The organism is Nostoc sp. (assembly GCF_036917555.1).
GTDB lineage: Bacteria > Cyanobacteriota > Cyanobacteriia > Cyanobacteriales > Nostocaceae > Nostoc.
This window is the reverse complement of sequence record NZ_JBALDD010000033.1, coordinates 1-13,050: the sequence shown is the minus strand read 5'-3', so window position 1 is coordinate 13,050 and position 13,050 is coordinate 1. Positions and strand designations below refer to the sequence as shown.

The 13,050-nt window shown below is 41.3% G+C and carries 11 protein-coding genes and 1 CRISPR repeat array; of the genes, 6 read left to right on the top strand and 5 right to left on the bottom strand.

Annotation, left to right across the window (positions count from 1 at the left end; genetic code table 11):
* Positions 1-510 precede the first annotated feature (510 nt).
* Positions 511-2,199 (top strand): fasciclin domain-containing protein, encoded by a 1,689-nt coding sequence (locus tag V7K60_RS14110; RefSeq protein ID WP_334926414.1) that lies wholly within the window; start codon positions 511-513, stop codon positions 2,197-2,199.
* A 59-nt stretch (positions 2,200-2,258) separates the two neighbouring features.
* Here the strand turns inward: V7K60_RS14110 and V7K60_RS14105 are convergent, their stop codons facing one another.
* A complete protein-coding gene (locus V7K60_RS14105) occupies positions 2,259-2,924 on the bottom strand; it encodes a class I SAM-dependent methyltransferase (protein WP_334926412.1) in 666 nt (221 codons plus the stop codon).
* Positions 2,925-2,991: 67 nt separating this feature from the next.
* Here V7K60_RS14105 and V7K60_RS14100 point away from each other — a divergent pair, with 67 nt between their 5' ends.
* Entirely contained in the window at positions 2,992-3,399 is a 408-nt protein-coding gene (locus V7K60_RS14100; RefSeq protein ID WP_334926547.1) for a hypothetical protein, read from the top strand.
* Between the two features lie 21 nt (positions 3,400-3,420).
* Here V7K60_RS14100 and V7K60_RS14095 read toward each other — a convergent pair whose 3' ends face one another.
* Entirely contained in the window at positions 3,421-4,899 is a 1,479-nt protein-coding gene (locus V7K60_RS14095) for a ketol-acid reductoisomerase (RefSeq protein WP_334926410.1), read from the bottom strand.
* 114 nt (positions 4,900-5,013) lie between these two features.
* Between V7K60_RS14095 and V7K60_RS14090 the strand changes: the two genes are divergently transcribed.
* Together V7K60_RS14090 and V7K60_RS14085 are read left to right on the top strand one after the other, a co-directional pair.
* Positions 5,014-5,901 carry a LysR family transcriptional regulator gene (locus tag V7K60_RS14090; RefSeq protein WP_334926409.1) on the top strand — a complete coding sequence of 296 codons (888 nt, stop codon included), beginning with the start codon at positions 5,014-5,016 and terminating at the stop codon, positions 5,899-5,901.
* A gap of 227 nt (positions 5,902-6,128) precedes the next feature.
* Positions 6,129-6,902, top strand: coding sequence for a hypothetical protein (locus V7K60_RS14085; protein ID WP_334926408.1), 774 nt, complete (start codon positions 6,129-6,131; stop codon positions 6,900-6,902).
* Positions 6,903-7,507: 605 nt separating this feature from the next.
* On the opposite strand, the gene V7K60_RS14080 is transcribed toward V7K60_RS14085, so the two are convergent.
* From V7K60_RS14080 to V7K60_RS14070, 3 genes are all read right to left on the bottom strand, one after another.
* Positions 7,508-8,392, bottom strand: coding sequence for a hypothetical protein (locus V7K60_RS14080; protein ID WP_334822065.1), 885 nt, complete (start codon positions 8,390-8,392; stop codon positions 7,508-7,510).
* A gap of 70 nt (positions 8,393-8,462) precedes the next feature.
* On the bottom strand, positions 8,463-9,056 hold the full coding sequence (locus V7K60_RS14075) for a DUF1517 domain-containing protein (RefSeq protein ID WP_334926545.1): 594 nt from the start codon (positions 9,054-9,056) through the stop codon (positions 8,463-8,465).
* A gap of 69 nt (positions 9,057-9,125) precedes the next feature.
* On the bottom strand, positions 9,126-10,697 hold the full coding sequence (locus tag V7K60_RS14070; protein ID WP_334926543.1) for a pentapeptide repeat-containing protein: 1,572 nt from the start codon (positions 10,695-10,697) through the stop codon (positions 9,126-9,128).
* A 70-nt stretch (positions 10,698-10,767) separates the two neighbouring features.
* Here V7K60_RS14070 and V7K60_RS14065 point away from each other — a divergent pair, with 70 nt between their 5' ends.
* Both V7K60_RS14065 and V7K60_RS14060 read left to right on the top strand, forming a co-directional pair.
* Positions 10,768-11,604 (top strand): prephenate/arogenate dehydrogenase, encoded by an 837-nt coding sequence (locus V7K60_RS14065; RefSeq protein WP_334926407.1) that lies wholly within the window; start codon positions 10,768-10,770, stop codon positions 11,602-11,604.
* A 207-nt stretch (positions 11,605-11,811) separates the two neighbouring features.
* Positions 11,812-12,129, top strand: coding sequence for a hypothetical protein (locus V7K60_RS14060; RefSeq protein WP_334926405.1), 318 nt, complete (start codon positions 11,812-11,814; stop codon positions 12,127-12,129).
* Between the two features lie 398 nt (positions 12,130-12,527).
* Positions 12,528-12,854: a CRISPR direct-repeat array (repeat unit 37 nt; unit sequence ATTGCAATTCATCAAAATCCCTATTAGGGATTGAAAC).
* Between the last annotated feature and the right edge of the window lie 196 nt (positions 12,855-13,050).

Here is a 13,050-nt window from a genome sequence, read left to right as displayed (position 1 = left end):
GTTGTATAATTAGGGTAAAAGATTAACAATACACCATATCGCCAAGATTAATTTTATTTCTTAAATATTGCTAAAGATTATGATACATTGAATTTGACGGCATTAACCCTCCTCGGCAATTATAAAGAGACGGCTATTAAAGGCCAATTATTTTACTGCTTGACTGCAATTTTAGAACTGAATAAAATCGCCTACTTGCATTAATTCTCTTTATTGTTGCAACATATTATATTATCACAGGAGCCATGCTTATTTTTAGTGTGTTCTGTGGTTCTTAAAAAAAAAATAGGAATTCGATACTATGTGTGGTGCACATGAGGATAAACGTTATGAGATATCAGAGCAGCTACTCATAATGTTCAGCGTTTTAATTTTCCAGAGCTAACAGGTTTCATTTCTGGTTTTCATGTCGAGGCGAACCAAATAATCATCTAGATGTTTGTATTCACTTAACCTTGCATCCAGTATTTTCCAATAGTCAACCCAAGAAATTGAAAAGAGGATATTTCCATGTCTAGTTTGTTTCGTTGGTCATCAGCAAAGGTTACTTTGCTAGTTCTGGGAATGACAGCTGCTACAATAACTCCCATCGTAATTTCTGCCCCAGCTTCATCTCAAACTCCTGTTCCATCTGCGACACCATCACCTGAGACACCATCACCTGCGACACCATCGCCAACTTCAACAGTTAACTTGTCTGATGTTTCCTCAGATTATTGGGCGCGTCCCTTCATTCAAGCCCTAGCTGAGAATAACGTGATTAGTGGTTTTCCTGATGGCACTTATAGACCAAATCAGCCTGTGACTCGTGCTGAATTTGCTGCCTTGATTCAAAAAGCTTTCAGTAACCAAAACCGAGTTCGGCAATTAAGTGCAGGTGGATTTAGTGATGTTCCTGCTAACTACTGGGCAGCTGCTGCAATTCAAAGCGCCTACGAAACTGGATTTTTGGCAGGCTATCCTGGGAATGTGTTTAGACCAAATCAAGAAATTCCTAGAGTGCAGGGAATCGTTGCTTTAAGTAGTGGCTTAGGTTTAACTGGTGGCGATACAAGTACTCTTACTAATTTCTACAACGATGCCTCAGCTATCCCGAACTATGCTGTTGGCAGTGTGGCAGCAGCAACAGTAGGTAATCTTGTTGTCAACTACCCAGATGTAAAACAACTCAATCCGCAACAGTCTTTGACTCGTGCTGAAGCAGCAGCACTTTTATATCAAGCTTTAGTTAAACAGGGACGGGTGCAACCCATTGCTAGCAATCTTCCAGCTAGTCAGTACGTTGTAGCTGGCACTCCTGCCAGTACTGATATTGTTTCTCTGGCAGCATCGAGTAGTTCTTTTACAACTCTGACTTCTTTATTAAAGACAGCCGGTCTAGCAGATATTCTTCAACAGCCAGGCCCTTATACAGTCTTCGCTCCCACCAATGACGCATTTGCTGCTTTACCTGCCGCTACCTTAGAACAGTTACAGCAACCAGAGAATAGAGAAGCGTTAGTTAAGATTTTGAGATATCATGTGGTTCCCGGTGCGGTAACTGCTAGTCAACTCTCGGCAGGGGAATTGACAACCGATGAAGGAAGACCTGTAAATGTTAAAATCGATTCCGCAAACAGTCAAGTCTCGGTGAATAATGCCAGAGTTCTCCAGGCGGATGTGAAAGCTAGCAATGGTATTATCCATGCAATTAACCAAGTCCTGATTCCGCCTGATGTTAACATCAGTAAGTTAAATCAGCCTCCAACAGGAAGTACAACACCTGATGTTAACGTAGGTAGAAGTACTCGTGGTGGCAGAAGCTATATCGGAGTTGGTGGTAACATTGGTTTGAGTGGCGATGATACAGCTCTGAGCGATACTAACTTTACAGTAATTAGTAAACTTGGTCTGACAAACAATATATCAGTGCGACCATCGGTAATCTTTGGGGACGATACAGTATTTCTAGTTCCTGTGACTTTAGATTTTTCTCCCCGCAGAGCAGGTTCAGTGGGTGAAAGAAGCTTTGCTATATCCCCTTATATCGGTGCTGGTGTAGCAATTGAAGCTAATGCTGATACTGATATTGGATTACTGTTAACAGGTGGTGTAGACCTTCCTATCGGTTCTAAACTTACGCTAACAGGTGGTGTAAATGCTGCTTTTGTGGATGATACTGATGTCGGACTACAGTTAGGAATTGGCTATAACTTCTAAGTAAATAGAAGTAGAACATAGAATATAGGGCGCACAGCTAGTTGTGCGCTCTTATTGTATTAAGGTCGCTTGATTGCTAAAGTAAGTCCATCGCCGATGGGGACAAGAGAGAGGGTAATGCGTTCGTCATGATGTAACTTCTGGTTGAGCGCCCGGATAGCTTGGGTGCTTTCATCTTGATTCTGCTCCTCGGCTACTTGTCCAGACCATAAAACATTATCGATCGCAATCAATCCACCTGGACGCACTAATTGCAGCGATCGCTCATAATATCCATCATAATTTTCTTTATCAGCATCAATAAAGGCAAAATCAAAAGTCTCAGCTTGTCCAGTTGCTAATAGCCGATCTAAAGTTTCCAAAGCTGGTGCCAATCGTAAATCGATTTTATCGGCAACCCCAGCTTCTTGCCAATACCGCCGAGCGATCGCAGTAAATTCTTCACTGACATCACAAGCGATAATCTTGCCATCAGCCGGTAATGCCAAAGCTACAGAAAGTGAGCTATAACCCGTAAACACTCCAACTTCTAGGGTTTTCTTCGCTCCAATCAACTGCACCAGAAGCCTCATAAATTGCCCTTGTTCTGGTGAAATCTGCATTCCACCCCGGGGATGATTGGCGGTTTCTTGGCGCAACCTCCCAAGAATCTCTGGTTCCCGTAGCGAAACGGATAAAAGATAACTGTAGAGTTGGCTATCAAGACCTATAGACTGTTTTGACATGGTAGATGAGAGAATTGAGAGAAACTACAGTTATACTATCGCTGATAAGTGGAATCCCAGGAATAACATGGTGCGGTTAGTTTTGACAGTAATATTGCTGGTGCTAGTGACAGCTTGTGGCAGTATTGGACTGCTACCGACTAGCGATTTAGTGCAAAAAGCGATCGCACTTGGGCTAGAACAAACTCAACAAAAACTTAGCCAACAGTTGGATCTAGATTTTCAAGGATTTGAAATCAAGCGGTTATCAATTACCCAGGAACAACCCCTGACGATTGAAAATTTACCAGCTTTCCACGTTCGGGGAATATACGACTTGATTGTTAAGCTACCAAAACGACGCTTGACGCAACCACAAAAACCCTTCGATGTTTATCTACAAATTCAGCAAGAAGGTAAAACTTGGCGATTGCTAATTCCAGATAAAGGTAGCAAAGATACTCAACCAATTTGGCGTAGTTATCTCATTCAATAATTGGTATAACAAGTTCGCTATTCACCCAACAATTGAAATATCAACGGACGGACGTAATTTTGCACAAACTGATAAAACTTGATGAATTTCATGCGTCAAAAATTGATCGAATAGTTCCTGATCTATCTTCAGATTGGAGTCTAGTGTAGGAAAAGCTTGTTGATCTAAAATGTAATCGAATCTTGATGCCCATTTTCTTGCTCCTAATCGCGCTGTTATCGAGCAATTATCAACCATAAACGCGATGCCTTTGTGGTGCATATAGGGATTAAGAGAATCCACGCTTTCAATAATGGATTCATTAGCGATTTCTGAGTAGGAGTGCCCTTTTTCTTGAAGTAAGTTTACTTGAGCAATCATTGTGGCAATGTAAATGCCTGCGGTGATGGGATTAACGCCAATATTTTCTGGTTGTCTTTTAGCACGGACACTAGCGCCAACTTGCCACATTTGTGTCCCATCAATATTTTTCATAGGATAGCGTTGATGCCGATGTTCTGCTTCAATAACACTCTTGATTTCACTTCCAGAAGCAACATCGTCATATATCTCCATCAAAATTTCAAAAGCAGGATGATAAGCAGCAGAGTAGGCTTTTTTAAAAGCTTCCCGATCTGTTTCATTCAAAAACTCGTAAACAGACAAAATTCCCTTTTGGGAAATCAGCTTAGTAATTGGGCCAGTGATAGATTCCACACTCATAGCAAACGCACTTTCTTTAGAAAACCCTTGACCAATAAACCAGCGGTAAAGACTTTCTACAATCCCGTGAACTGCTCCCAGTAACACGCCTCTTTCTCCAAAGATATCAGACTTATATTCCTCTTCAAGAGTAGTTTTAAATGTAACAGGCGAACCTATGGCAATTGACCATCCTAGTGCGTAGTCTGTTGCTTTGCCGTTAATATCTTGATGAATGGCAAAGCTCGAATTAATGCCAGCCCCATTCACTTCTTTGCCTTGCTCATAAAGTCTCCTAACTGAAAGGCCCATCCCTTTGGGACATACGGCAATCACGCTAATATTTTCCGGAAAATCTTTACCAATACTTTTGAGGTATCCCAGCAAAAATCCATGAGATAAGCCGAGTGTAGAACCTGGGCAAAGAGACTCAAAAATTCGCTCTATATTGTTAGCTTGTGCGGCATCAGAAATGAGAAGAATTGACAACTGTGAAGACGAAAGTACTTCATACATCTCTCCCAATGTGCCATCATCTGTGGTAAAGCCAGCTTTTTGAGCTAATGGAATAGAAGTCGAATTTTCTCGCAGACCTATTTTGACTTTAATATCAGTTCCCCTAAGAGATTCTCTTAAATTCTGTGCTTGGGCAGAACCTTGAGATGACCAACCTATGACTCCGATTTGCCCAATACCTGCAAATGCTTTGGGTAAAAGTGGAAAAAGATGATGCCCTCCCCGGATGATATATTCTTCTGTATTTGCTAAAAGAATTTTTTCTTTTTGAAATATCTTGGTGTTGAAGTGCAAACTACTCATAGACTTATTACTACAGTGCTATATTTCGCAACGACTAGCTATTACATTAGATGCTAGCTGTCACCCTGTCCAACACATTTTTTATAGGTAATTAACACTTAAAAAGTTCAAAAAATGGAGCTAAGGCATTTACGCTATTTTGTCGCAGTTGCAGAAGAATTACATTTTGGTCGAGCAGCCCAAAGACTCCACATGGCACAGCAACCTCTAAGTCAACAAATACGCCAATTAGAGGCAGAATTGGGCGTCTCACTATTCCACCGCACCAAGCGTCAGGTTCAGCTTACGGAAGCAGGAAAAGCTTTTTTGCAGGAGGCGCGTCAAGTCTTGGATAAAGCATCTCACGCAATAAAAGTGGCAAGACTTGTTGCACAGGGAGAAATTGGACGACTTGCTGTGGGTTTCTCTGGTTTTGCAACTTATAGCATTTTGCCGAAAGTTCTTCAGGTATTTCGAGAGCGTTTCCCTAGCGTGGAATTGGATTTAGAGGAAATGACAACCAGCGCCCAAGTACAGGCTTTACAAAACCGTCAAATTCATCTTGGGCTGATGATTCCCCCTGTAAATGATGCGTCTCTAAACTTGTCTATGATTTTGCAAGAACCATTTGTGGTGGTTTTGCCAGAGTCTCATCCTCTAGCTAAAAAGCCGGAATTAACTTTGTCCGCCTTAAGCAATGAATCTTTCATTTTGGTGTCGCGTCATTTAGAACCCAGCTATTATGATTTATGTATCAGTTTATTCCAACAAGCTGGTTTCAGTCCTAAAGTCGTCCAAAAAGCAAGCCATAAGCAAACAATACTCGGTCTTGTCTCTGCTGGTATGGGTGTTTCCCTTGCTCCTGAATCAATTCGTAATATCCATAGGACAGGGGTTGTTTATACCAATCTCAACACGTCAATCGCAAAGGTGGAGCTTGCAGCCGTCTGGCGACAAGATGAGTCATCACCTATCTTGCAAACATTTATTGAGATCATTAAAGAAATTGTTCCTCAAAATTGATTTATGGTTGACCTATTGAACATCAGAATTTTTAAATTGTGAATTACGTACAATAACAGATGTGCTACTAAAAAAACTATCACAAGCATTCTGAACCCAAGAAATTTTGAAGTTTTAATTCTGCACAGTGAGATATGTGCTACTAGAAAAACCATCACAAGTATTTCCGTATAAATGCTAGGGCACAGTCATGATTGAGGTGATAGTTTTACCGGAGACGCAGCAAGATGTATATTAACTTTTTCATCAGTTCTATTATTGGAATTGTGGTTCCGGTGCTGGTGGCTTTTGGCTTACTGCAATGGTTGCACATACCTACAGGTAACTTTCTTGATTGGGTGATTGGTGGTGCAAGTTTCTGGTGGCTGTTGGTAATTGTTACCGTACCGTGGAATGTGCATTTTCAAGCCAAAGAAGTTTTAGCAGAAGCAGCACAATCAACTGAAAAAGGCATTCCAGTCGATGAGAAACAAGTGAAGTATGTCACAGTGTTGGCAAAGCGATCGCTCTGGCTTGCGATTGCTTTACACTTATTCTCAGCCGTTGGTCTTTATACTCTTGCTGCCACTGGTATTAGTACGGTTGGGTATATAAGTTCTGGTGCAGCTTTGTTATTAACAATTCTGCGTCCAGCGATTCGCGCTTATGAGTATTTATATGCGCGGTTAGCGATGATTCGCCAAGAATGGAAGTATCCGCGCGAAGATATTTTTGAACTGCGCGATCGCTTCTCTATATTGGAACAAAAAATCCAGTCTTTGGAAGATCAGCTTAATCCCGAACAACCTTATTCCTTATCCGCAACTCAACAACGTTTTACCGAAGAAACTCGCAGAGATTTAGCTCGAATTGCAGCTAATTTAGAAGAATTACGGGCGACAAATCAAACAGAACATGAGCGTTTGGGGAGAGAAGCCAGAAATGCGATCGCGCAACTTTCCACTGACGGGCAATTTCTCGATCATGTCCGCGAAATTATTCGATTTTTTAAGACCGCTTAATAATTGCTTTAATAGCTATAGCTATAGCAGTTATCGTTTATATAAAGTACATTTTTCAACCTCAACCCCAACGCCTCTCCTTAGTAAGGAGATGGGAGTGTTTGCGTCAGCAAATACGGGGTGAGGTTCCGACTGTATATGTTATAACTTTGTACGAATGATAATTAGTGAAGTTCACATAACTTCAGGAGTACTCACGGTGAATCAGATACAACTGACTTTAACTATTGCTTACTTATTAATAACATGCTATTTTTTAACTAATTGGTTAATATTTTCCCTACGTCATACTGCTTCCAATCCAGAAGATAAATTTTTATCGGTTGTGATCTTTGTGGTTACAACTATCTTCTGGCCTTTGATGATTCCGATGTCTTGTTTAGAAATGATTCAAAAAAAGCGAATAGACTTGAATAAAATGATTCCTGTTCTCTTAGCAATATTTATATTTAGTATTTCATATTATTTAACCGAATAATTAATAATTCCTCCTCACAAATTACATCGATATAAAGAGAAGCCGGGGGATTGACTTATTACCCTCCGGCTTCTTTGTGCAACACACTACCTTCATTTCTTAGGCAGTTTATTGAATTTGGAATTTATTAACGGCGTCTGCTGCCAAAACCAGTTGAGCGGCGGGGTGCTGAACTACGCCCACTACCAAAACCACTACCAGAATTGCGTCTGGGTGAAGTGGCTCTACCAGAGGGCCGCAACGTACTACCACCAAAACCAGAACCAGAAGGACGGTTATTACCTGTAGTACTACGGGGTGTATTGCGTATATTTGAATTTCCAGGATATGACCTTCTAATTGTCCCTGTATTGCGGAACGTAGTGCGATTTCTCACGGCTGCAGGTTGCGTATTGTAGCGAGTTTGGTAGCTTTGAACTGCTTGGCCATAGCTTCCGCCATATCCACCGAAGCCACTTAATCCTTGTCCTGATTGATAGACAGGGGGTACATAATACTGGGGTCTAAACAACATACTACCAATTGCCTGTCCCGCCAAGCTACCAGCCACAGACCCAGCAAATGGTGCCCAGAAGTTATTTTCTCGACGGACTACAACCGTCTCTTGTTGTCCTGTTTGGGGATTAGTTTTATTCTCAGTAACGTTGTGGACGTACTCAATTTTAAAGTCTTCCGTTAGATATAAAATCGGTTGTCCTTTTTCTACCTTTAGATAGGTTTTCTTACCCTGCTTGATTTCATCATCAGTTAACCGTGCCATTTGCAAATTTTCGGTTGCAAAGGTTGGGGGATTATTGTTAAGTAAAAACAGGCTATACTCACCAGTTGCATCGTCATAAGTAGCTTGTTGTATTTGATACTCTCCATCACTCAGCTTGGTGTTAGTAGAGGTTTGGCTAACGTTCTTAGCTGGAGGAGTACTTTGGTTCTCGCCTCCACAACCAACAGTTGTGATACACAAACTCAGAGCTAAAAAAACGGCTGTAAATTTACGTACTATGGTCATGATCATTGGATTATTGTCCTATCTCTGAGCTTAACAATTTATCGATACGAGTAGTAAGTACGGACTACCCAACAAACTACAAAGGAATCAATTCTGGGTAATATTGCAGTAGTTGATCGCTAGTGAGTTCATCGCCCAACTGTGCTGGAGAGAAATGCACTTGGATTGCCTTCAATCTATGTTTGTAATGCAAATTTATCAATGCTTTCAATCCTTCCTTGAGTGCCTGAACGTTAGAAAGATCGGTTTCCAAATCTGGTACTTCTCCTTCATAAGCTACTGTAATCATCACAATGACGTTGCGGGTTACAGGTATAGATAAAGGTTCATTCAATCCAGAGTTAGAGGCATAATCTGGTTCACTGAGATATCTTTCAGCAGAGTCAGTAAATAATTCATTCACGTAATCCCCCGCTTCACCTTCATCAAAAAATACGTCACCTTCGTTGGCAGCAGAAAGCCAATATTCATCATATTGCAGCAGGGTTTGGCTAATTTCTACCAATCCTTCTCCTAAAACTTCTAAGTCGCCATCGGCATCGATCGCATCCCGTCCAGCACTATTTAATACTCCCAAAATTGGCGCTACCTCACCTCCCCCTAAGTGCAGAAATAGGCGAAAAACTACATAGCGAGTCCGACCAATCATTTTATTAAAAGTATCGCGCATTTTTTCCTCCAAAATTTTGTTTTTTGTCAATAGTCATTTGTCAATAATCATTTGTCCAATGCCCCATAACTAATGACTAATATAATGAAATCCTTTTACAAAATCTATAATTATATCTAATGAAGGTAATATATTTTTTGTTGAATCACTGCATATATCATAAGCTGAAGCATTGAGAGCAGAGCGATTAATAAATCTTTTCCCAAAGTTGGGATTGTCATAAACAATCAAAGTGTGAGCACTGGAATTCGTTAAAACTATTTGAATTGGAGCTTTACAAAAATTTAATTTTGCAGCTACTTCGATATTTCTTTTCATCTGTTTAATTGTTGTAGCCTGATTTATAGCTTGTTCTAAAAAAGTATTTAATTGTTTCACTATATGAGGCGATTTTAGCAATTTTAAGTTTTGGTTTACAACAACTTCACTGTTAATCATTTCCACTATACTGGAAATATTCTTTTGGGTAGATGCTGCATCTAGAAAGGGAAGAATGACAATGTAAGCAGTGATAAATAATGCTTCGTCGCTATCTACATGAAAGGTAAAAATAGTTCTACGACGACCACTTTCAATGCTTGGAGGTTGTTTCAGCCCTCGATATTCTTGAGCAATTTGGTAGTAAGCACCAGCGATCGCAAAATTAGCTTCGTGTTCTAGGGCTGCATCAACAATAATCCGAATTGTTGGCGGTGTTTCGTTAAAAAAATCTCGTGACTCTTCAGAATGGAAGTTTTGGACAATGGAGCGATCGCCAGCTGGGCTAAGATCAACCCATTCACAAACCATCCCTTCAGTTTTTAAACCAAACCTGGAGGTTGCATAAAGCTTGGCTCCAGTTAAAGTTGCTCCAGTTAAGTCAGCACCGATCCATTCTGCCCTAATTAATTTTGCCTGAGTTAAATTGGCGTGGACTAAACTTGTATTTGTTAAATTGGCACTGCTTAAATCTGTGCCAATTAAATCAGCCCCGCTCAATTTTGCGCCGCTCAAATCAGCCCACCGGAGATTTGCGCCGCTCAAATCAGCCCACCGGAGATTTGCGCCGCTCAAATCAGCCCCGCTTAAATTAGCATGGCTGAGATTGGCTTGTCTGAGTTCAGCATCTCGCAAATTTGCGCCGCTCAAGTCAGAACGACTGAGGTCACTGGCGTTTAAGTTAGCCATCTCTAAGTTGGCTCCGGTCAAGGAAGCGCCTTTCAAGACAGTCTCACTTAAGTTAGCGTGACGGAGATTTGCTTGGCGGAGTGTCGCCTCTCGCAAATCAGCACTGGTGAGATCAGCCTCCAATAAGTCAGCGCGACTGAGGTCAGCGCGAACTAACTCGGCGCGGATTAATGAGGCTCCTTTGAGTTGAGCGCGGCTTAGATCGGCTCGAATCAAATTAGCGACGTTGAGACTGGCGTTGTTAAGGATGGCGCTGCATAGATTCGCACCACTGAGTCTAGCTACATTCAGCTTGGCATTGCTCAAGTTAGCTTCACTCAGATTCGCACCACTCAGGTTGACTATACTCAAATTAGCATCGCTCAGATTCACGCCACTGAGTTTTACCCCACTCAGGTTGGCTTCTGGGAGGTCAACACCACTAAAGTTTAAGACTCCTGCTGCGTATAGTTCGAGTAATTCCTCTACAGTCATCAATGCTACCCCTTGGATGCCAACTTTAATAGTTGGTAAAGTCATAAAAAACGGAATGTTAAAATCAAAAATGAATATTGGAATTTTAGGATTGGGACTGATTGGTGGATCTTTGGGTTTTGATTTGCGATCGCAAGGACATCATATCTTAGGAGTTAGTCGCCGTGAAGCAACCTGTCAAAAGGCAGTTACCCTCGGCAGTGTTGATGAAGCATCAGTCGATCTGAGCCTGTTAGCAGCCACAGAAGTTGTATTTATTTGTACACCTCTAGCCCTTATTGTGCCCCAATTTGAACAGTTAGTCGCTCATTTGCCTCTCGCTACAGTCGTGACTGATGTGGGTTCGGCGAAAGCACAGATAGTCAAGGATATTACTCCCCTTTGGGATAATTTTATTGGTGGTCATCCAATGGCGGGAAGAACAGACAGTGGGATAGAAGCTGCACAGCGAGATTTATTTGTTGATAAACCTTACGTATTAACACCGATAACGACAACACCAACTAGTGCAATTACAGTTGTGGAAGAAATTGTGCGATCGCTAGGAGCTAATATCTATTATTGTCAACCAGAACAACATGACCGCGCTGTGAGTTGGATTTCCCATTTACCTGTAATGGTCAGTTCCTCGTTGATTGCTGCTTGTTTGAGCGAAACTGACCCCGATGTTTTGCAATTAGCCCAAAAGTTAGCTAGTTCAGGTTTTCGGGATACTAGTCGTGTGGGTGGTGGGAATCCAGAGTTGGGCGTGATGATGGCGCGGTATAATCGTCAAGCATTGCTGCGATCGCTCCAACAATATCGTCAAAACCTCGATGAGTTAACTAACTTAATTGAGCAAGAAAATTGGGCAGTTTTAGAAGAAAAGTTCAAATCAAGGCAACAGGCACGACCTGATTTTGTTTAATAGTTGTCGGGTGCGTTTAGCTATGGATAACGCACCCATTTTTTAATTTAGTGAGTTAATTAATAAAGTTTGTTGGCTGCTTTTTTGTCAAAACAACTCTCCACAGCTACTTAGAAATTCCAATAATAAAATCTTTAAAAATGCTACTCGACAGTCTGATAGTCACCAAACCGATGTACCATACAGATAAATTTACAAAAATCAACAATGGTAGAACGTCCAATCAAGAAATCGGAACGTCAGTCTCAAGGAAGCACTGACAGCAATTCCGAAAATTCGGATTCTGTAACCCCTATTGAATCCAACCCCAAAAGCTCAAAACCGAGCCGCGATGCCGAAGGCGGGCTGCGCCAACGCTCGTCTGACAAAGGCAAAAAAGCATCATCATATAGGGATGAAGGCAGGCAACCGGTGAATCCTGCACTAGCGCGTGGCCCAAAACCCGTTAAACCTCCAGCCCCCAAAGTTAAAACAGAAGAACTTGAAACAGAATCAGAATCTATCTCTGAGGAGTCTCAAGACTAACATTAGAAGTGTTGTTGTGTGTGATGTGGGAGGCTATAAGCATATAAAGACTGGATTTCTGGCTCCGAAGGCAGCGATCGCGCCCCCCATCACCATTAGATTATTTTTAGCGATCGCATATCTTACAGAGTTCCTATATGTCAAATGTGCGAGTGGGTAGGTGTACAAATTCCACAGTCCCAAAAAAGTGCTTCTATCTCAATACCAGCAAGCATTTCACCCCAGTCATCACCTAATTATCATCCGCACAATCTCTGAAATGCTTACAAAAACTAGGGTGGCAGCCTTTAACCTTTCCCGGCACTCTTCCCAAAGGAATTCTATAATGCTATGATTGCTCCCAAATCGCGCAACCGCACCTTGAAAACTACATATAACTTGGCTTTTCGGCTTCCGCTATTGCAATTCATCAAAATCCCTATTAGGGATTGAAACACAGCCATTGCTGCTTTTGGTGTGGAGATTAGATCGAATTGCAATTCATCAAAATCCCTATTAGGGATTGAAACTGGATCTGCTACTCATAAATAAGAGAGAGTAGAGCATTGCAATTCATCAAAATCCCTATTAGGGATTGAAACAACACGGTAGCAGATGCGACAACTACAATTCTTAAATTGTAATTTCTCAAAATCCCTATTAGGGATTGAAACAAATGTTGCCCTAAAATTGCCAAATTGCGAATATTATTGCAATTTCTCAAAATCCCTATTAGGGATTGAAACTACTGTGTATGGAGAAGAACACGCAGTATTCAAAATTGCAACCATCACGGCGATCGCCAGCCTGAATCAACAGAGCGATTGCACTTAACGTTTACTAATTAAGTAAGGATTCAGGTCAAGAGGTATTGACAAATGTGACATCTGAGGCGGAATATCACAATTATGGGAAAAGACCTGCTTGTGAAATTAGAGCGTG